Here is a 19,399-nt window from a genome sequence, read left to right as displayed (position 1 = left end):
GCCCCATGGAAGTCGTTGATATTCACTCGTTAGGTAGGTCCGTCCTTTGGGCCACTTTTGCCATTACTTTTACTCTTGGCGCGGTGATGCAGAAAACTGGATTTTGTAGCATGGGCGCCATATCTGATGTATTCATTGTTTCCAGCTGGAATCGATTAAGGCAGTGGTTTTTGGCAATTGGAGTGGCTATTTTAGGGTTTACATTCCTGTCTCATTTTGGGTTAATTGATTCTCTTAAGACCATCTATACCAGCAATAAGTTTCTTTGGCTCTCTACTTTGGTTGGTAGCATCATGTTTGGTTTTGGAATGGTGCTGGCATCAGGCTGTGGCAGTAAGACCTTGGTTCGTATTGGTGGTGGAAATTTAAAGTCTGTCATTGTCTTTATGGTCTTGGGTTTAACAGCTTATATGACCTTGCGCGGATTTTTAGGGGTTATTCGCATCAACACTCTAGACACAGTATTTATTACATTTGCTACATCACAAGACCTGCCAAGTTTGCTGGCCACTCCTCTTGGGATTGAAAGGGCAAATCTGCATTTAATCCTTGGTCTGATTATTGGTTGTGCGTTCATCGCTTATGCTGTTTCCAGTAAAACTTTTAGAACTGCAGAAAATCTTTTCGCTGGCATTGCCGTTGGCTTAGCAATTACTGCTGTTTGGTGGGTATCTGGCAGCCTTGGTCATGTGGCGGAGGATCCTAATACGCTTGAAGAAGTATTTCTATTAACAAATTCTGGCAAGATGGAAAGCCTTTCTTTTGTTGCGCCATATGCTTACTCATTAGATTGGTTAATGATGTACAGCGATACTTCTAAGGTTCTGACGATTGGTATTGTTGCGTTAGTGGGAATGATTTTGGGATCCGCAACAGTCTCTCTCCTTACCAAAACTTTTCGTTGGGAGTCATTTCGTAATACCGAAGATACGGCTAACCACTTGTTGGGTGCTGCGCTCATGGGTTTTGGTGGTGTTACTGCCTTGGGTTGCACTGTAGGGCAGGGGCTCAGTGGCATATCCACCCTTGCTCTTGGCTCCATATTGGCTTTGCCTGGTTTTATATTGGGTGGATACCTTGGTGTTCGCTACCTTCAACTGCGCTTAGCTCCTAACCCCTGTGCTTGATAACTCTGGAATAACTCATGCAAATTGACTGGCTCTCATTTACTCCCATTCCTTCTTTATTAGGTGGAATGATTTTAGGTGTTGCAGCCGCTCTTTATGTGCTATTGCATGGACGTATTTTAGGTATCAGCGGAATTGTTTCTGGCTTGCTCAAACCCCAGCAAGGTGATCGAGCTTGGCGAAGTGCTCTTGTCTTAGGTCTTCTCTCTGGGCCAGTCATCGCCGCTTTGTTCTTTGATATCCGCCCCATTATTGAAGTAGATGCTGATTGGTTTGCAATTTTAGTTGCTGGGTTTTTGGTAGGTTTAGGCGCTCAGTATGGATCGGGTTGCACAAGTGGCCATGGAATTTGTGGTTTATCTAGGCTATCACCACGCTCACTGATAGCAACGCTGTCATTTATGGGTGCTGGATTTCTGACTGTATATGTCTTGCGTCATGTGATCGGGGCATAAGATGAGAAAACATTTTGGCCTCTTGAGTCAGTATGCAATTGGCGTACTTTTTGCCTGGGGATTGATTATTTCTGGGATGACAAATCCCCAGAAGATTTTGGGATTCCTTGATCTAGCAGGTCTTTGGGATCCATCCCTGATATTTGTCATGGTCGGCGCGGTCATTGTTGGTCTCGCTGGCTTTTATGTTGTCAGCAAAAGAACAGAGACCTTTTTTGGTGGTGCTTTGCACATACCTAGGCGACGTGACATCACTAAACCTCTGGTGATTGGCAGTCTTATATTCGGTGCTGGCTGGGGTATTGCTGGCTTTTGCCCAGGCCCGGCGATTGTTGCTTTGGGTGCAGGACAGCTCAAGGCGCTGGTATTTCTGATTGCCATGTTGGCTGGCATGGAGTTCTGCGACCGCTTCTTAAGTGCGCATAAAAATACTGCCTAGTTCGGCCTGATTTAGAATCAAACCTAAATTTTGATTAATTCCTAGCTGAAGAGGGTGCAATGAGTCTTCCTATTACTTGTCATAACGATCATTTCGGCACTCTTGGCCAGATTGATCCCAGTCATTTAGCTGAAATTGCTCAGCAGGGCTATAAAAGCGTTATTAATAATCGTCCCGATGGTGAGGGTGGCCCCGATCAACCAAGCAGTGCCAGCATTCAAGCTGAGGCAGAGAAGTTAGGTTTGAACTATGCCTATTTACCAGTTGTGCCTAGTGCTATGACAGTTGAGCAGGTACGAGAAATGGCGCGTTTATTAAAAACGATGCCTGGTCCAGTGCTGGCATTTTGTCGCTCTGGTGCGCGCTCAAGCAATCTGTATCAACTTGCATTGCAAGTGAAATAAAGCACCAGCACTCAATCGTAATGCGCATCACCATTCCTGAAGAACGTAAGCTAGTTCATGAAATGATCATGCCAATTCGTTGGGGTGATATGGATGCATACTGTCATGTCAATAACACCGTGTACTTTCGGTATATGGAGCAAGCGCGTGTTGAATGGATTACCTCTATGGGTTATGACGTAGCTCCCGGTCGTGAATCCATGTTGATGATGAATGGCTTCTGCAATTTCTATAAACAGCTCCCTTATCCTGGAGAGTTGATTCTGAAAACCTCGATTGGTGTTATTGGTAGAACCAGTATGGATGTCTACACCAGCATGGCTTTGGTGGCTACGCCTGATGAAGAGGTGGCAATTGGTGGTGCAACTATGGTGTGGGTAGATCTGACTACCAATAAATCCGCACCTTGGCCCGAGCATATTTTGCAGAAGATTGTCTAACCCTGCGGTATGCAACCTAGCAATCCACACATTCTTAAGCTAGATCAATTTCTATCAGAGTTAGATCGCTTTGATCTCATTATTGATGTGAGGTCTCCTGCTGAGTTCGCTCTAGACCATATACCGGGTGCAGTGAATTTCCCCGTTCTCGATAATGAAGAGCGCGCGAAGATCGGCACACTATACAAACAAGTTTCACCATTTGCTGCAAAGAAATTAGGCGCTGCTTTGGTTTCTCGTAACATTGCGAACCATCTTGAAAATAATTTTCTCGAGCTGCCGCGTGAATGGCGACCTCTCATTTATTGCTGGCGTGGTGGCGAGCGAAGCGGGGCGTTTACACACATCCTCAACCGCATTGGCTGGAAAGCCATGCAACTAGAAGGTGGTTACCAAGGATTCAGGCGCACTGTGATTGATGGTCTTGAGGAGGCTGCTCAGCAGTTTTCCTTCCAGGTAGTTTGCGGCATGACCGGAAGTGGCAAAACCAGAATTCTTCAAGAGGCCCAAAAGCTAGGCGCCCAAGTCTTGGATTTAGAGGCTTTAGCCATTCACCGTGGTTCCGTGTTGGGTAATGAGCCTAACATCGAACAACCTTCGCAAAAAGGTTTTGAGACTGAGCTTTGGAATACTCTGCGCTCTTTGGATCCCTCTAAGCCTGTACTCGTGGAGTCAGAAAGTAAGAAGGTAGGCGGTGTTCATATCCCCGATGCCTTGATGGAAAAGATTCGCAATGGCGCTTGTATTGAGTTGAGGTCAAGCACTCAAACGCGAGTGTCATGGCTCATGCGTGAATATCATCACTTCTTGAGCGATGCTGATAACTTTAAAAGCAAGCTTGCTTTGCTAACAGCGCATTATGGAAAAGTCCAAATTGCCAAATGGAATGATGCCATTGATGCAGGTAGGTTTCCAGAACTAGTGGAAGAGTTATTGGTCAAGCACTATGACCCATCCTACCAGTCTTCGATTGTGCGTAATTTTCCTCAATACAAGATTGAGCACTTTGTCCTGCTAGAGGATGATAGTGACAACGCCTTTGCCAAGGCGGCAAAGGCTATTGTCGATAAGCTAAAAGCTTAATCAGCTAAAAGCCTGTATTCCTGTTTGTGCACGACCCAAAATCAGGGCGTGAATATCATGAGTGCCCTCGTAGGTGTTTACAACCTCTAAGTTCATCATGTGCCGAACGACACCATACTCGTCAGAGATGCCGTTGCCGCCGTGCATATCACGCGCCATACGGGCAATGTCTAAAGATTTTCCGCAAGAATTACGTTTCATGATGGAGGTAATTTCAGGAGCAGCAATGCCTTCATCTTTCATGCGACCTAAGCGCAGGCATCCTTGCAATGCCATGGTGATCTCAGTTTGCATATCAGCTAACTTCTTTTGAATGAGTTGATTGGCGGCTAATGGCCTACCAAACTGTTTACGATCTAAGGTGTATTGACGTGCTGCATGCCAGCACCACTCAGCAGCACCTAATGTGCCCCATGAAATTCCGTAGCGAGCAGAGTTCAAACAAGTGAACGGACCCTTTAAGCCGGAAACTTCGGGGAATTCGTTTTCGGCGGGGACGAATACTTCATCCATCACGATTTCACCGGTGATGGAGGCGCGCAGACCCATCTTGCCACTGATTTTTGGGGCGCTTAAGCCTTTCATACCCTTTTCAAGGATATAGCCACGAATGACTCCTTCATCATTTTTAGCCCACACTACAAATACGTCGGCAATTGGAGAATTTGAGATCCACATCTTTGAACCCGTCAAAGAAAAGCCGCCGGGAACTGTCTTAGCGCGAGTAATCATGCCGCCAGCATCAGAGCCATAGTTTGGCTCAGTCAAGCCAAAGCATCCGATCCACTCGCCACTGGCCAATTTAGGCAGGTACTTTTGTTTTTGCGCTTCTGTGCCAAATTCGTTAATTGGAACCATGACCAATGAGGATTGCACGCTCATCATGGAGCGATAACCGGAATCTACGCGCTCGATTTCACGGGCAACCAATCCATAAGAAACATAATTTAAATTTGAGCCACCGTATTGCTCGGGGATGGTGATGCCTAAAAGGCCAAGCTCACCCATTTCGCGAAAGATGGCTGGGTCGGTAGTTTCATTACGATAGGCATCTTGAATACGCGGCATTAAACGGCCTTGGGCATATTCTGCAGCTGCATCACGAATCATGCGCTCGTCTTCGGTTAACTGTGTATCGAGGAGAAGTGGGTCTTCCCAATTGAAGCTGGCTTTACTCATGGTTTTTGCTCATCCTGTCATAAATTTTGCCTGCATCCTGCGTAATTTCAGGAATGCAGATATTCTTCTTTCTATTATCCATTTTTCTAGACTTATGGACTCACCAAGACGTCACCATCGCTATTACGACCTGATTCTGGCTGCCTTTGTGGTTGTTCTCCTGTGCTCGAACTTTATTGGGGCAGGGAAGGCTGCCGTAGTCGACCTGCCTTATTTTGGACAGGTACCTTTTGGTGGCGGTATCTTGTTCTTTCCCATCTCTTATTTCTTTGGCGACATCCTGACTGAGGTCTATGGCTACGCGTATGACCGTCGAGCCGTATGGGCTGGTTTTGCAGCCTTGGCATTTGCGGCGATCATGGCGCAAATTGTGATTGCCTTACCGGTTGCGCCTGGGGCCTATATGGCGAACTATCAACAAGGCCTAGAGACTGTTTTTGGAAACTCTTGGCGTATTGCCCTGGCCTCAATGTTTTCTTTCTGGTGCGGCAGTTTTGCCAATAGCTTTGTATTGGCGAAGATGAAGATATGGACTCAAGGCCGCTTCTTATGGATGCGCACTATTGGATCAACCGCAGTAGGGGAGTTGGTGGACTCCTCATTCTTTTATATGCTCGCTTTCTACGGTCTATGGCCTACCCATGAGGTTATTCAGGTGGCTTTAGCTCAATACGTCCTGAAAACAGCCTGGGAGATCCTAGCTACGCCCTTGACCTACTGGGTTGTGAATTTCCTCAAGCGTAAAGAAAATGAGGATTATTACGATATTCATACGAATTTCACGCCATTTCGGGTCAAACTCTAATCAGTTCCTGATTTCAGGCTTTCCCCGCCCTAAACCGTTAAAATAACGGTCTTTGCCCCCAGTCTAGGGGGTATCTATTGAATTGAATTTCAGAAAGCTAGAAAACATCCGTGCTGTCCGCATCTAATATCACCATGCAGTTTGGGGCAAAGCCTCTGTTTGAAAATATCTCCGTGAAGTTTGGTGGCGGTAATCGTTATGGCCTCATTGGAGCAAACGGTTGCGGTAAATCTACCTTCATGAAAATTCTGGGTGGCGAATTAGAGCCCACCAGCGGCAACATCAGTCTAGACCCAGGTGTTCGTCTAGGTAAATTACGTCAAGATCAATTCGCATACGAAGATGTGCGTGTTCTGGATGTAGTAATGATGGGTCACGAAGAAATGTGGAAAGCTGCTGCTGAGCGCGATGCGATCTATGCAAATCCAGAAGCGACTGACGAAGACTATATGAAGGCTGCAGAGCTCGAAGGTAAGTATGCCGAGTACGGTGGCTATACCGCAGAAGCAAAAGCAGGCGAGTTGTTATTAGGAATTGGTATTCCAATCGAACAGCACAATGGTCTGATGAGCAATGTTGCCCCTGGTTGGAAGCTCCGCGTATTGCTTGCTCAAGCCTTGTTTTCAGATCCAGATGTTTTGCTCTTAGACGAGCCAACCAATAACTTGGATATTCACTCTATCCATTGGTTAGAAGACATTCTGAATCAGATTAAAAGCACCATCATTATCATTTCCCATGATCGCCACTTCTTGAATGAAGTCTGTACGCATATGGCTGATATGGACTACGGAACACTCAAGGTCTATCCAGGCAACTACGACTCCTACATGCTTGCCTCTGTACAGGCAAGAACGCAACAACTTAGTTCTAACGTGAAGGCCAAAGAAAAAATTGCTGAATTGGCTGCTTTCGTAGCCCGCTTCTCGGCAAATGCTTCTAAGGCGCGTCAAGCAACTTCACGCCAACGTCAGTTAGAGAAGATTGAAATCGTAGAAGTAAAACCTTCATCACGTCAAAACCCATTTATTCGTTTTGATACTGAGAAAAAATTGCATAACATGGCAGTAGAGTGCAATGCGCTTACCAAAGCCTATGACCGTGTGATCTTTAAAAACTTCAAGCTCGGTGTTCGTGCTGGTGAAAAAATTGCCATCATTGGTCAGAACGGTGCTGGTAAGACAACACTTCTTAAAACTATTCTGAGTAAGCGCTTTGACGGTATCGCTGCTGATAGTGGCGATGTGAAGTGGGCTGAGAATGCTAACGTTGGTGTTATGCCACAAGACAATACTGAGATGTTCGCAAAAGACGAATTGCTCATGGATTGGATGAATAACTGGCGCAACACTGGCGATGACGATCAAGTAATCCGTGGTACCTTAGGACGCCTTTTGTTCTCCGGTGATGACATTGGTAAGTCCGTTAAGGTTCTCTCCGGTGGTGAAAAGGGTCGCATGATTTGGGGCAAGTTAATGCTCCAGAAATATAACGTCCTAGCAATGGACGAGCCAACCAATCACATGGATATGGAGTCGATTGAGAGCTTGCAAATCGCTCTTGAAAAGTTCGACGGCACTCTCATCTTTGTTTCTCACGACCGTGAGTTTGTTTCTGCTTTGGCTAATCGCATCTTGGAAGTCAAGATGGATGGCACTATCGTTGATTATTCTGGAACTTATGAGGAATACTTAAGAAGCCAGGCTTTGGCTGGATAAATCAGTTAATGCAGTGAAGTGAGTTAAAAAATAAGCCCATCAAATGGGCTTATTTTCTTTAGCTTGTCGCTGAAAACGGGTTGCCGTTCCATCCTCGCGAATACGCTTCCAAACAGAAGCCTTTTCTTCGTCCGAGAAAAAGACCCAATTGCTCACCTCATTTAAAGTACGGCCACAGCCTTGGCAAACCTCATCGTATAGAGTCGTGCAGACGCCAATACAAGGAGAATCAGATTCGTCATCTCCAGTAGAGAGTGAGAGTGAGCCGTTTTGTGATGCTTGATTGTTATTGCTTCCAGAATTCATGGGAGTACTTTAGTCGATTTCAGCGGACTATGCTCGGCGAGCTCATCAACATAAGCCCCAATGCCTTGGTGCTCACGTTCTAGGAAATGAGCAATCGCCTTTGAAAACCTAGGGTCTTTAATTAAATGGGCAGATCGGATTGTGGTTGGCAAGAATCCTCGCGCCATTTTGTGTTCACCTTGCGCACCGCCTTCAAAGGTTTGAATGCCTTCTTTAATGCAGTATTCAATCGCTTGGTAGTAAGCAGTTTCAAAGTGTAAACAGGGCACATGTTCTAGCGCACCCCAATATCTGCCATAAACCTTAGATGATTGTTTATCCACCAACAGTAGGGAGGCGGCAATAGATATCCCGTTACGCTCAGCAATAATGAGGTGCAAATTGTTTGGAATTCTTTTGGCTAATAGCTTGAAGAATGACGCATTTAGATATGGGCTTGATTGATGCTCTAGGTAAGTATTTTGATAGCAATCGAAAAAGAATTCCCAATCTTGATCTTTGGAGTCTCCTCCGGGAACATGCCTAAATGAAATTGCTTCCCTTGCAACCTGTTCTCGTTCACGACGAATATTCTTGCGACGCTTCATCGTTAATATTGATAGAAACTGTTCAAAGCTCTGAAAATTTTGGTTGTGCCAATGAAACTGCACAGAATCTCTTAGCAAGAGGCCTTGTTCCCTGAGAAATTCCGCTTCATCCGTCATAGGAAACAAAATATGTGCAGAAGAGAGATCGTTATCTGTCATCAAGGATTTCAGTCCGCCGAGGAGTGCTTTCTGAATCTCGAGCGCATTGCATTGTGGTGCGCTCAAAATACGCGAACCCTGTACAGGCGTAAACGGAATGGCGCATAGTATCTTTGGGTAATAATTCATGCCTTGCTGCTCGTAGGCTTGTGCCCAAGACCAGTCAAAGACAAACTCACCATAGGAATGTTGTTTTAAGTACAGAGGCATTGCGCCTACCAACTGCTTGCCTTGCCTCAGAACGAGATGTGCCACTTGCCATCCTGTATTGCCGCCAACACACCCGGTCTCCTCAAGAGAGCTTAAGAACTCATGTGTGAGAAAAGGGCCCGCGTCACAGGTGAGCAGGGTATTCCAATCTGAAGCAGATACATCCGATAGGCTATCGAGAATTTCTAGATGAAACGTATCTGAGCTTGTCACTTTAGCGCTGAATTAATTCAATTTTGTAACCGTCTGGGTCGGTTACAAAGGCAATGATGGTGTCGCCACCCGCAACCGGGCCTGCTTCACGCGTGACATTTCCGCCGGATGCTTTAATTTTGTCGCAGGCCGCATAAGCATCAGAAACACCGATGGCGATATGACCATAGGCGGTACCTAAATCGTAAGAATGAACTCCATGGTTATAGGTCAACTCAATCTCTGCTTGCCCATCGGCATTACCTTTGCCAAAGCCAACAAAGGCTAAGGAATATTTTTGCTCTGGGCGCTCGGTAGTGCGCAAAAGATTCATACCGAGCACTTTGGTGTAAAAATCAATCGAGCGCTGGAGATCTCCAACGCGCAACATTGTGTGTAGCATCATCATGGCTTACATTGCACCATAGTTGGGGCCACCACTGCCTTCAGGCGTCACCCAAACAATATTCTGGCTTGGATCTTTAATGTCACAGGTTTTGCAATGGACGCAGTTTTGTGAATTGATTTGTAAACGTGGCTGACCATCTGCTTCAACGTACTCATAAACACCAGCAGGGCAGTAGCGTTGCTCAGGCCCTGCATAGGTTTTGAGATTCAAGCTAACTGGGATTGCCGCATCTTTTAGAGTGAGATGAATCGGTTGATTCTCGGCATGGTTCGTATTAGAGATAAACACGGAAGACAGGCGATCAAAGCTGATCTTACCGTCGGGTTTGGGATAGTCAATCGGTTTGTGCTGGGCTGCGGGCTCCAGGCACTCGTGATCAGCATGCTTGAGGTGTACTGTCCAAGGCATATTGCCACCCAATACCTTTTGCTCCAATCCAACCATCAGGGTGCCGATATATAAACCTTTAGACATCCACGGCTTGAAATTGCGCGCTTGATTTAGTTCGGTATGTAACCAGCTATTTTGGAAAGCAGTTGGGTAGCCGGCCAAGACATCGGCAGAGCGATTGTCATTGAGGGCCGATACTGCTGCTTCTGCAGCTAGCATGCCAGTTTTAATGGCGGCATGACTGCCTTTAATACGTGAAGCATTTAAGAAGCCAGCATCACAACCAATCAATGCACCTCCTGGAAACGCCATTTTTGGAAGACTATTTAATCCGCCCGCGGTGAGCGCACGTGCGCCATATGCAATACGTTTGCCACCTTCAAAAGTTTCACGAATTTTTGGGTGCAACTTATAGCGTTGGAATTCTTCAAAAGGAGAAAGGTAGGGATTCTTATAAGACAGTCCAACAACCAAGCCCACAGCAACCTTGTTATCGCCAAGGTGATACAAGAATGAGCCGCCATAAGTATCGCTCTCTAAGGGCCAGCCAGCGGTATGAACCACCAGGCCAGGCTTACTCTTAGAGGGCTCTACCTCCCACAACTCTTTGATCCCAATAGCGTAGCTTTGTGGATCGGCATCTTTATCTAAGCCAAACTTAGCAATGAGCTGCTTACCTAGATGTCCGCGAGAGCCTTCGGCAAAGAGGGTGTACTTACCGCGTAACTCCATACCCAATTGAAATTGATCGGTAGGATTCCCCTCTTTATCCAAGCCCATAGACCCAGTGATAACACCGCTAACTGCGCCTTGCTCGTTATACAAAATATCTGCTGCAGGGAAGCCTGGAAAAATTTCTACGCCAAGTGCTTCGGCTTGTTCACCCAACCAACGAGTCACATTGGCCAAGCTCACAATAAAGTTGCCCTCATTCTTAAAACAGTGTGGCAGCATCCAATTAGGAACTTGATAAGAATTATCGGAAGTTAAAAACAGAAATTGATCTTGTGTCACTTCAGTATTCAGTGGGGCGCCCATTTCTTGCCAGTTCGGAAAAAGCTCGGTGAGTGCTTTAGGGTCCATGACAGCGCCAGACAGAATATGGGCGCCGATTTCTGAACCCTTTTCTAAAACACAAACGCTGATTTCTTTGCCTGAATCATGAGCAAGTTGTTTGGCCTTGATGGCAGCAGCGAGGCCAGCAGGTCCACCCCCAACAATGACCAGGTCGTAATCCATGGATTCCCTGGGTCCAAATTGTTCTAGTAGCCGCTCCTGATTCATGCAATTTCTCCGAGATTTCTTAAAAAAGAGGGTATTTCAGCCTTGATAGTTTAGTTCTAACTCCCAAAAACCAATTTAGTGCCGAGACACCCTAGGCTATAGGATCTAAGGCGTTATGATTACTTTTTTACCTTTTTTTGGCAATCTTAGGACAAAAGTTATGAATAAAACTTACCCATCGGCAGTCGATGCCCTGCGGGACATCTTAAAAGACGGACAAAAACTGGCTGTCGGCGGTTTTGGTCTTTGTGGTATTCCTGAGGCGCTCATTCAGGCGGTGAAAGATCTCGGCGCACAGAATTTGACTGCTATTGCGAATAACGCTGGTGTAGATGGATTTGGCTTGGGGCTTTTATTGAATTCCCGTCAAGTCAAAAAGATGATTGCCTCATATGTAGGTGAGAACAAAGAATTTGAGCGCCAGTTTTTAGCAGGTGAGTTGGAATTGGAATTCACACCACAAGGCACCTTGGCTGAAAAATTACGCGCTGGAGGCTGCGGCATTCCAGCGTTCTATACCAAGACTGGTGTTGGAACATTGGTAGCTGAAGGTAAAGAGGTAAAAGAATTCGATGGTGAAAAATACATCATGGAGCGCTCTATTGTTTCCGATATTTCTTTAGTGAAAGCATGGAAAGCAGATAAGTCAGGAAACTTAGTCTATCGCTACACTGCACGTAACTTCAATCCTGTTGTGGCAATGGCTGGCAAGATTACAGTTGCCGAGGTGGAAGAGATTGTGGAAAACGGTCAACTCCATCCAGACGAAATTCATACTCCGGGCATTTATGTACATCGCCTGGTGCTTCACAAAACGCCAGAGAAGCGCATTGAACAGCGCACTATGACTGCAAAAGCTTAATTTAGGAAGATCGATATGCCTTGGACAAGAGATGAGATGGCAGCACGTGCTGCTAAAGAATTAAAAGATGGCTATTACGTCAATCTTGGTATTGGTATGCCTACTCTGGTAGCCAACCATGTACCAAAAGATATGGAAGTGTGGCTTCAATCTGAAAATGGTTTGCTGGGCATTGGCCCATTTCCCACCGAAGAAACCATTGATGCTGACTTAATTAATGCTGGTAAACAAACCATCACGACATTACCTGGCTCTTCTATTTTTTCATCTGCCGATTCTTTTGGAATGATTCGCGGTGGAAAAATCAACATTGCTATTTTGGGCGCAATGCAAGTAAGCGAACATGGCGACCTAGCCAACTGGATGATTCCAGGAAAAATGGTGAAGGGTATGGGCGGAGCAATGGATCTGGTTGCTGGCGTAAAACACGTCGTGGTGTTGATGGAGCATGTAGCCAAGAAAAAGGATGGCACAGAAGAGCTCAAAATTTTGCCCAAGTGCACATTGCCACTCACTGGTGTAGGTGTCATTAGTCAGATCATTACTGATCTTTGCGTTCTTGACATCACTCCTAAGGGCTTGAAGTTGGTCGAATTGGCTCCTGGCGTAAGCAAAGAAGAAGTAGTCGCCAAAACAGGCGCCCCTGTTGATACAACGGGTTTCTAACCAGCGTCATCAATTAATGGAATAATGGGTTCACCATGTCGGGCTCCCATCATTTCCATTCTCATTCAAAGCCATCAAAGCCCCAGAATCACTCTGGAGCAGATCATTCACTGCATGCCCACAAAAAAGGGGATGCAAAGCACTCCCATAGCAAAGAAGTCTCAAATCAGAACTTGCTATTAATTGCATTAGTGCTCACCCTAGGATTTTCTGGGGTTGAAGGTGCGGCAGCCTACTTCGCTAATTCCTTAGCGCTGATCTCCGATGCTGGTCATATGGTCACTGATGCTGCTGCACTTGGATTGGCACTCTTAGCGCAAATTATTTCTCGCCGCCCACCATCACCTAAACATTCATTTGGATTCGGAAGAGCTGAAGCGTTGGCGGCATTTGTCAATAGTATTGCAATGCTTGGGCTGGTGTTGTGGATTGTGATTGAGGCTATTAGCCGCTTTGCTAATCCGCACAAAGTAGATGGCCTCACTGTCACGATCGTAGCGGCGATTGGTCTGTTAATGAACATCGTGGTTGCCTATGTGCTCTCACGCGATAAGAAGAGTGTCAATACCCGTGCAGCCTTAGTGCATGTGATGGGTGATTTATTAGGATCAGTTGCTGCTTTGATTGCGGGTGTGGTGATTCAGCTCACTGGCTGGATGCCAATCGATGCCATCCTTTCTATTTTGGTCTCTTTGCTCATCTTGAAGTCGACTATCTCGATCCTGCATGAGTCCTATCACTTTTTGATGGAAGGCGTCCCACTCCATATTGATTATTTAGAAGTGGGTAAAGATCTCAAAAGCATTCCAGGTGTTTTAGCAGTTCATGATCTGCATGTCTGGGAGATGACACCGAGTTTTCCTGCATTAATCGGCCATATTGAAATTGCGGATATTCAAGAATGGCCAGGAATCATGGCTAAGATCAATAGCATGCTGCTTGATAAGCATGGAATTGATCATGTTACTTTGCAGCCAGAAGAGGTTGGCGACGCACATGAGCATAATGAGTCTTGTGATGATGTAGAGCCTGCCGATGTGATGCATGATGGTGATACGTTTTATGTGCAATGCTCGAGTGGCAAGACTGTTCATCGGATGGCCTATCACGCTTGGGGTAATCCTAATAATGCAAAAGTATTGTTCTGTGTTCATGGTTTAACCCGTCGCGGCAGCGATTTCATGACTCTGGCAAAAGCCTTGTGTAAAGATTATTACGTTGTATGTCCAGACGTAGTGGGTCGGGGAGATTCTGATCGCTTGAGCAATCCAATGCAGTATGCAGTTCCACAATACGTTGCGGATATTGCAGGGCTTGTAAAACAGTTGGGTGTGTCGCAGATCGACTGGTTTGGCACCTCGATGGGTGGATTGATTGGTATGGTCTATGCAGCTATGCCAAATTCTCCCATTCGCAGAATGCTGATTAATGATGTGGGTCCAACAATTGAACCTGAAGCAATCAAGCGCTTAGGCTCTTATGTAGGCCAGCCCTTTACCTTTGCCAATCGAGCTGATGCACTTACTCGCCTTAATCAAATCTGCGCTACCTTTGGCGAACATACGCCCGAGGAGTGGGAAATTTATAACGGTCCCATGTTAGTTCAGCGTGATGGAGCGTGGGTCATGCATTACGACCCGAATATCTCAGTGCCATTTGCTGCTGTTAACCCCATCATGGCTAAGGCCGGTGAGATGGCGATGTGGCATGCCTTTAAACAAATTCATATTCCCATGCTGATTGTGCGCGGAGGTGATTCGGATTTATTGTCTGCAGCAACAGTAGCGGAGATGTGCAAAGTCAATCCTTATGCACGTAGCATTGAAATTCCGAAAGTAGGGCATGCACCTGCTTTTGTGAAACCAGAGCAAATCGCTTTAGCAAAAGAATTCTTTAGTTAATTTCAAAAGTTAATTTTGCCAATGGCAAATACACCCAGCAAATCAGCAGCGTCAGAAAAACCCGCGATCTTTGCGGATGCTTGGTATGGCGAACCAGCCGAATCACATGCTGCCGGGGTTGCTCAGGTTCTGCAATCCCTTAATCTGGATGAAGCCACTCTAGTTGCAGCTAAAAATATTGCTCGAACTCATGGCAAAGAAGCTCTGATTAAACTCATTGGTGAAGAGCCAGCCAAGCTTTTAATTGGTTATCGCGGCCTAAGACAAGCTCAAGCAAAGCTAGTGCGTGAGGATGGAGGTCTGAGCGTATCTGGTCAAGAAGAGATGCTGCGTAAGATGCTCTTAGCGTTTGGTGATGACCTGCGTGTTGTTCTGATTTATCTGGCATCACGTCTGCAAACCTTGCGTTGGGTGACCCAAGAAAAAATGGAGATGCCCGCAGCATGGGCACAAGAGATTCTGGATATCGATGCCTCTTTGGCTAATCGCCTGGGCATCTGGCAGATGAAGTGGGAGATGGAGGATTTAGCTTTTCGAGTGCTGTCACCAGTGCTTTATCGCGATATTGCGCAGATGCTCGATGCCAAGCGTATTGAGCGCCAAGCTTTTATTGAGCGCATCGTTCGAGAGCTCGAAGCAGAATTAAAGACGGCACATATTGGTGGTGACGTATTAGGACGACCAAAGCATATTTATAGCATCTGGAAAAAGATGCAGGGTAAGTCCCTCGACTTTGCTAACTTGTATGACGTAAGAGCATTTCGGGTTTTAGTGGAGGACGTTAAAACTTGTTATGCCGTGTTGGGAATCGTCCACAACGTGTGGCAGCCAGTGCCACGTGAGTTTGATGATTACATTGCAAGACCTAAACCCAACGGCTATCAATCGCTTCATACCGTTGTTATGAATGAAGACGGTACGGCATTTGAAATTCAAGTACGTACCCATGAAATGCATCAACAAGCTGAGTATGGTTTAGCTGCACACTGGCGCTATAAAGAGGGCGCTTATCTTGGCATGGCCACGCCACCCAATCCAGCTAAGTCCAATAAGCCAAGCGTTGGTCATCAGCAGGGTACTCATAGCGCTGAAGTAGCTTACGAGCGCCAGATAGCTTGGGCGAGGCAACTGATCTCCTGGAAAGAGGATGCCTGGGAACAACTCAAGCACCATGAGATTGATGACCACATCTATGTCCTTACCCCCTTGGGGAAAGTGATCTCTTTAGAGAAGGGATCGACACCCATTGATTTTGCTTATGCAGTGCATACCAACCTCGGTCATCGCTGTCGTGGTGCGCGTGTTGATGGCGCCATGGTTCCGCTTGAGACGGCTTTGCAAAATGGGCAAACCGTTGAAATTATCGCTGTCAAACATGGCGGTCCATCACGGGATTGGATTAGTCCCGATAAAAATTATTTGCGCTCACAACGAGCGCGTCAACGAGTGCGCGCTTGGTTTAATGCGCTTGATGATGAAGAGACAGGGCAAGTTGTAAAAGCTCCAGAGGCTAAGCCAGAGATCAGCGCTGAGGCTAAACCAATAAACCCAGAGATCATATTGCGTGACAGTAGTCGCAAAACAGGTCAGGGTGGTGATGTCTTGGTTGTTGGGGTTGATTCTTTATTGACTCAACTAGCGCGTTGTTGCAGACCTGTTCCACCAGATTCGATTGCGGGCTTTGTAACGCAAGGTAGGGGTGTATCGATTCATCGCCGATCCTGTAAAACATTTAGAGGTCTTCTCGATCGCGCGCCTGAGCGTGTGATTCAAACCGCATGGACTGCTTCAGCGGCAAATCCAATAGTCAGTTCTGAGCAAAAAAGGGTATTCCCAGCCGATTTGGTGGTAACCGGCCTTGATCGACCTGAACTCATGAGAGAGTTGTTTGAGATTCTGACTCGCCAAGGGGTGCATGTGACTGATTTGCGCAAATCCGCCAAAAAAGGCCTGACTCAGATCCTTTTAACGGTTGAGGTTAAGGATTCTGAAGTGTTAAGAGTGGTTCAAAACAGCTTGGAAGAGGTCAAAGGGGTCACCCAAGTGCGTCGCCGGTGATAAACTCTATGGCTGTATAGGCTCGTAGCTCAGCTGGTTAGAGCACCACCTTGACATGGTGGGGGTCGTTGGTTCGAGTCCAATCGAGCCTACCAACGAATAATGACCCAAAAAGGGAGGCCCAAAGGCCACCCAAGAGGCGCGGATGCCCTAAAGCTACCGCGCTTTCTTTTTAGGTCAATGAAGTGAAACTGAAGTTCAGTTAATAAGATGGAGTTGTTATGCCAGTAGTTACTCTGCCCGATGGATCAAAACGAGAGTTTGAAGCTCCCGTTCGTGTAGCGGATGTTGCCCAAAGCATCGGCAGTGGTCTCGCTAAAGCTGCCTTAGGTGGCATTGTTGATGGTAAGATGGTCGATACCAGTTTTGTGATTGATAAAGATAGTCAGCTCGCCATCATCACTGATAAAAGTCCCGAGGCTTTAGAGATTGTCCGTCACTCCACAGCGCACTTATTAGCCTACGCTGTGAAAGAATTATTTCCAGAAGCGCAGGTCACGATTGGCCCAGTAATTGATAACGGTTTCTACTACGACTTTTCTTATCATCGTCCATTTACGCCAGACGACTTAGTTGCTTTAGAAAAGAAAATGACTGAGCTCGCTAAGAAAGATGAGCCTGTTACTCGCACTGTAATGGCGCGCGATGATGCGGTTGAGTTTTTCAAGAAGCAGGGCGAAAACTACAAAGCAGAATTGATTGCCAGTATTCCACAGGGCGAAGATGTTTCTTTATATGCTGAAGGTAAGTTCACCGATTTATGCCGTGGACCCCATGTGCCATCCACCGGTAAATTAAAAGTGTTTAAGCTAATGAAGCTTGCTGGTGCTTATTGGCGTGGCGATAGTAAAAATGAGATGTTGCAGCGAATCTACGGTACCGCTTGGCTGCGCAAAGAAGATCAAGATGCGTATCTGCATATGCTTGAAGAGTCTGAGAAGCGAGATCATCGCCGCTTAGGCAAACAACTCGATTTATTTCATTTTCAAGAAGAGGCCCCTGGCCTTATTTTCTGGCATCCAAAAGGCTGGTCAATTTGGCAGGAAGTTGAGCAGTACATGCGTCGCGTGTATCGGCAAGAAGGCTATCAAGAAGTCAAAGCCCCGCAGATTTTGGATCGTGCCCTTTGGGAAAAATCGGGGCACTGGGAAAACTATAAAGAAAATATGTTCACGACTGAGTCAGAGAATCGCGCTTATGCATTAAAGCCGATGAACTGCCCTGGACACGTACAAATTTATAACTCAGGTTTACATAGCTATCGCGAATTGCCATTACGTTTTGGTGAGTTTGGCCAATGTCACCGTAATGAACCATCGGGAGCATTGCATGGTTTGATGCGTGTGCGTGGCTTTACGCAAGATGACGGTCATATTTTCTGCACCGAAGATCAGATTCAATCTGAAGTGGCCCAGTTCGATAAAGCAGTACGCGCTGTGTACCAAGATTTTGGCTTTACTGAGGTTGCGGTGAAGTTGGCTTTGCGTCCTGCTAAGCGTGTTGGCGATGATGCAATTTGGGATAAAGCGGAAGAGGCTCTCCGTGGTGCCCTCAAAGCCTCCGGCCAAGAGTGGGAAGAGTTACCAGGTGAGGGCGCTTTTTATGGCCCCAAGATCGAATATCACCTAAAAGACTCTATTGGGCGGACATGGCAGTGCGGCACGATTCAGGTCGATTTCTCTATGCCAGCCCGTCTCGGGGCGGAATATGTGGCTGAAGATAACAGCCGCAAGACCCCAGTCATGCTCCATAGGGCAATTGTGGGCTCTTTAGAGCGTTTTATCGGCATTTTGATCGAAAACCACGCTGGAAATATGCCTGTTTGGCTTGCTCCAACCCAGGCTGTAGTCCTCAATATTTCCGGAAATTCTGCTGCATATGCACAACAAGTGCAGCAATTGCTGAAAAAACAAGGGTTTAGAGTCGAGGCGGATTTGCGAAACGAGAAGATTACGTATAAAATACGCGAGCACGCATTACAGAAGATCCCATTTTTGCTAGTTGTTGGTGATAAAGAATCAGAAAGTAATACGGTGGCCGTTCGTGCCCGTGGCGGAGTGGATTTAGGTGTAATGCCTCTTGATGCCTTCGTTGCCCGACTCCAGCAGGATATATCCCAGAAAGTCGGACCCGAGCCTAGCTAGGGTTAGAACGGTTTTTATTGTTTTTTTAAAGGAATTAAGAAGATCGCTACTGAAAAATTGCAGCGCATTAACCGGGAAATTACTGCTCCTGAAGTGCGTTTGATTGGAATTGATGGAGAGCCCATCGGTGTAGTTAAGTTGAGTGAAGCCTTGGCTGCGGCAGAAGAGAAAGAGACCGATCTGGTTGAAATTGCTCCAACAGCTGTGCCGCCTGTAGTCCGCATCATGGACTTTGGCAAATTCAAGTACCAAGAAGCGAAGCGGATGCATGAAGCTAAGCTGAAGCAAAAAGTGATTCAGGTGAAGGAAGTTAAATTCCGCCCTGGCACTGATGATGGTGACTACGGTGTGAAGCTACGCAATTTAATCCGCTTTTTGGAAGATGGCGATAAGACAAAGATTACGCTGCGGTTTCGGGGTCGTGAAATGGCCCACCAAGAAATCGGAGTCAGAATGTTGGAACGTTTGAAGTTGGACTTACAAGAGTTTGGCCAAGTTGAGCAGTTTCCAAAGATGGAAGGCCGCCAGATGGTGATGGTATTGGCCCCCATCCGCAAGGCTAAGTAACTAGGTTCTACCTG

General features: G+C 46.4%; 19 protein-coding genes and 1 tRNA gene. 15 read left to right on the top strand and 5 right to left on the bottom strand.

Annotation, left to right across the window (positions count from 1 at the left end; genetic code table 11):
- The first annotated feature begins 5 nt into the window (after nt 1-5).
- Genes FD961_RS05310 through mnmH form a run of 6 tightly spaced genes read left to right on the top strand, consistent with a single transcriptional unit; the run spans nt 6 to nt 3,948 of the window.
- Nucleotides 6-1,127, top strand: coding sequence for a YeeE/YedE family protein (locus FD961_RS05310; RefSeq protein ID WP_215392971.1), 1,122 nt, complete (start codon nt 6-8; stop codon nt 1,125-1,127).
- 17 nt (nt 1,128-1,144) lie between these two features.
- Nucleotides 1,145-1,582, top strand: a complete 438-nt coding sequence (locus FD961_RS05305) for a YeeE/YedE family protein (protein WP_215392970.1) — start codon at nt 1,145-1,147, stop codon at nt 1,580-1,582.
- Nucleotide 1,583: 1 nt separating this feature from the next.
- Complete coding sequence (locus FD961_RS05300; protein ID WP_215392969.1) at nt 1,584-2,021, top strand: DUF6691 family protein; 438 nt, start codon at nt 1,584-1,586, stop codon at nt 2,019-2,021.
- A gap of 59 nt (nt 2,022-2,080) precedes the next feature.
- Nucleotides 2,081-2,425 carry a TIGR01244 family sulfur transferase gene (locus FD961_RS05295; protein ID WP_215392968.1) on the top strand — a complete coding sequence of 115 codons (345 nt, stop codon included), beginning with the start codon at nt 2,081-2,083 and terminating at the stop codon, nt 2,423-2,425.
- A 20-nt stretch (nt 2,426-2,445) separates the two neighbouring features.
- Complete coding sequence (locus FD961_RS05290) at nt 2,446-2,865, top strand: thioesterase family protein (RefSeq protein WP_215392967.1); 420 nt, start codon at nt 2,446-2,448, stop codon at nt 2,863-2,865.
- A gap of 9 nt (nt 2,866-2,874) precedes the next feature.
- Nucleotides 2,875-3,948 (top strand): tRNA 2-selenouridine(34) synthase MnmH, encoded by a 1,074-nt coding sequence (mnmH, locus tag FD961_RS05285; RefSeq protein ID WP_215392966.1) that lies wholly within the window; start codon nt 2,875-2,877, stop codon nt 3,946-3,948.
- On the opposite strand, the gene FD961_RS05280 is transcribed toward mnmH, so the two are convergent.
- On the bottom strand, nt 3,949-5,127 hold the full coding sequence (locus tag FD961_RS05280) for an acyl-CoA dehydrogenase (RefSeq protein ID WP_215392965.1): 1,179 nt from the start codon (nt 5,125-5,127) through the stop codon (nt 3,949-3,951).
- Between the two features lie 94 nt (nt 5,128-5,221).
- Between FD961_RS05280 and FD961_RS05275 the strand changes: the two genes are divergently transcribed.
- Both FD961_RS05275 and FD961_RS05270 read left to right on the top strand, forming a co-directional pair.
- Nucleotides 5,222-5,932 carry a queuosine precursor transporter gene (locus tag FD961_RS05275; protein ID WP_215392964.1) on the top strand — a complete coding sequence of 237 codons (711 nt, stop codon included), beginning with the start codon at nt 5,222-5,224 and terminating at the stop codon, nt 5,930-5,932.
- 110 nt (nt 5,933-6,042) lie between these two features.
- A complete protein-coding gene (locus FD961_RS05270) occupies nt 6,043-7,650 on the top strand; it encodes an ABC-F family ATPase (RefSeq protein ID WP_072582273.1) in 1,608 nt (535 codons plus the stop codon).
- Nucleotides 7,651-7,689: 39 nt separating this feature from the next.
- On the opposite strand, the gene FD961_RS05265 is transcribed toward FD961_RS05270, so the two are convergent.
- The 4 genes from FD961_RS05265 to FD961_RS05250 are packed head-to-tail and all read right to left on the bottom strand — an operon-like array spanning nt 7,690 to nt 11,187.
- Nucleotides 7,690-7,956, bottom strand: coding sequence for a DUF1289 domain-containing protein (locus FD961_RS05265; protein WP_215392963.1), 267 nt, complete (start codon nt 7,954-7,956; stop codon nt 7,690-7,692).
- Nucleotides 7,953-9,125: a GNAT family N-acetyltransferase gene (locus FD961_RS05260; protein ID WP_215392962.1), complete on the bottom strand. Its 1,173-nt coding sequence runs from the start codon at nt 9,123-9,125 to the stop codon at nt 7,953-7,955. The genes FD961_RS05265 and FD961_RS05260 overlap by 4 nt, the downstream gene beginning before the upstream one ends.
- A 1-nt stretch (nt 9,126) precedes the next feature.
- Entirely contained in the window at nt 9,127-9,513 is a 387-nt protein-coding gene (gene gloA / locus FD961_RS05255) for a lactoylglutathione lyase (protein WP_083393494.1), read from the bottom strand.
- Nucleotides 9,514-9,516: 3 nt separating this feature from the next.
- A complete protein-coding gene (locus tag FD961_RS05250) occupies nt 9,517-11,187 on the bottom strand; it encodes an electron transfer flavoprotein-ubiquinone oxidoreductase (protein WP_215392961.1) in 1,671 nt (556 codons plus the stop codon).
- A gap of 160 nt (nt 11,188-11,347) precedes the next feature.
- Between FD961_RS05250 and FD961_RS05245 the strand changes: the two genes are divergently transcribed.
- From FD961_RS05245 to infC, 7 genes are all read left to right on the top strand, one after another.
- Nucleotides 11,348-12,049, top strand: a complete 702-nt coding sequence (locus FD961_RS05245) for a CoA transferase subunit A (protein ID WP_215392960.1) — start codon at nt 11,348-11,350, stop codon at nt 12,047-12,049.
- Between the two features lie 15 nt (nt 12,050-12,064).
- The gene (locus FD961_RS05240) at nt 12,065-12,715 is read left to right on the top strand and encodes a CoA transferase subunit B (RefSeq protein WP_215392959.1); all 651 of its coding nucleotides are present in this window, start codon (nt 12,065-12,067) and stop codon (nt 12,713-12,715) included.
- A 35-nt stretch (nt 12,716-12,750) separates the two neighbouring features.
- A complete protein-coding gene (locus FD961_RS09550; protein WP_215392958.1) occupies nt 12,751-14,616 on the top strand; it encodes an alpha/beta fold hydrolase in 1,866 nt (621 codons plus the stop codon).
- Between the two features lie 21 nt (nt 14,617-14,637).
- On the top strand, nt 14,638-16,674 hold the full coding sequence (locus FD961_RS05230; RefSeq protein WP_215392957.1) for a bifunctional (p)ppGpp synthetase/guanosine-3',5'-bis(diphosphate) 3'-pyrophosphohydrolase: 2,037 nt from the start codon (nt 14,638-14,640) through the stop codon (nt 16,672-16,674).
- Nucleotides 16,675-16,692: 18 nt separating this feature from the next.
- A tRNA-Val gene (locus FD961_RS05225) sits at nt 16,693-16,769 on the top strand.
- A 126-nt stretch (nt 16,770-16,895) separates the two neighbouring features.
- Complete coding sequence (gene thrS / locus FD961_RS05220; RefSeq protein WP_215392956.1) at nt 16,896-18,818, top strand: threonine--tRNA ligase; 1,923 nt, start codon at nt 16,896-16,898, stop codon at nt 18,816-18,818.
- 42 nt (nt 18,819-18,860) lie between these two features.
- On the top strand, nt 18,861-19,385 hold the full coding sequence (infC, locus tag FD961_RS05215; RefSeq protein WP_215394367.1) for a translation initiation factor IF-3: 525 nt from the start codon (nt 18,861-18,863) through the stop codon (nt 19,383-19,385).
- The last annotated feature ends 14 nt before the right edge of the window (nt 19,386-19,399 follow it).

Source organism: Polynucleobacter sp. TSB-Sco08W16, from assembly GCF_018687455.1.
GTDB lineage: Bacteria > Pseudomonadota > Gammaproteobacteria > Burkholderiales > Burkholderiaceae > Polynucleobacter.
Note: the sequence above shows the minus strand (reverse complement) of the source record. Positions and strands in the feature narration are given on the sequence as shown.

Bases quoted from the DNA above. Each gene is read 5' to 3' on its own strand.
- FD961_RS05310 (WP_215392971.1), top strand. From the start codon at position 6: ATGGAAGTCGTTGATATTCACTCGTTAGGTAGGTCCGTCCTTTGGGCC.
- FD961_RS05305 (WP_215392970.1), top strand. From the start codon at position 1,145: ATGCAAATTGACTGGCTCTCATTTACTCCCATTCCTTCTTTATTAGGT.
- FD961_RS05300 (WP_215392969.1), top strand. From the start codon at position 1,584: ATGAGAAAACATTTTGGCCTCTTGAGTCAGTATGCAATTGGCGTACTT.
- FD961_RS05295 (WP_215392968.1), top strand. From the start codon at position 2,081: ATGAGTCTTCCTATTACTTGTCATAACGATCATTTCGGCACTCTTGGC.
- FD961_RS05290 (WP_215392967.1), top strand. From the start codon at position 2,446: ATGCGCATCACCATTCCTGAAGAACGTAAGCTAGTTCATGAAATGATC.
- mnmH (WP_215392966.1), top strand. From the start codon at position 2,875: ATGCAACCTAGCAATCCACACATTCTTAAGCTAGATCAATTTCTATCA.
- FD961_RS05280 (WP_215392965.1), bottom strand. From the start codon at position 5,127: ATGAGTAAAGCCAGCTTCAATTGGGAAGACCCACTTCTCCTCGATACA.
- FD961_RS05275 (WP_215392964.1), top strand. From the start codon at position 5,222: ATGGACTCACCAAGACGTCACCATCGCTATTACGACCTGATTCTGGCT.
- FD961_RS05265 (WP_215392963.1), bottom strand. From the start codon at position 7,956: ATGAATTCTGGAAGCAATAACAATCAAGCATCACAAAACGGCTCACTC.
- gloA (WP_083393494.1), bottom strand. From the start codon at position 9,513: ATGATGATGCTACACACAATGTTGCGCGTTGGAGATCTCCAGCGCTCG.
- FD961_RS05250 (WP_215392961.1), bottom strand. From the start codon at position 11,187: ATGAATCAGGAGCGGCTACTAGAACAATTTGGACCCAGGGAATCCATG.
- FD961_RS05245 (WP_215392960.1), top strand. From the start codon at position 11,348: ATGAATAAAACTTACCCATCGGCAGTCGATGCCCTGCGGGACATCTTA.
- FD961_RS05240 (WP_215392959.1), top strand. From the start codon at position 12,065: ATGCCTTGGACAAGAGATGAGATGGCAGCACGTGCTGCTAAAGAATTA.
- FD961_RS09550 (WP_215392958.1), top strand. From the start codon at position 12,751: ATGTCGGGCTCCCATCATTTCCATTCTCATTCAAAGCCATCAAAGCCC.
- FD961_RS05230 (WP_215392957.1), top strand. From the start codon at position 14,638: ATGGCAAATACACCCAGCAAATCAGCAGCGTCAGAAAAACCCGCGATC.
- thrS (WP_215392956.1), top strand. From the start codon at position 16,896: ATGCCAGTAGTTACTCTGCCCGATGGATCAAAACGAGAGTTTGAAGCT.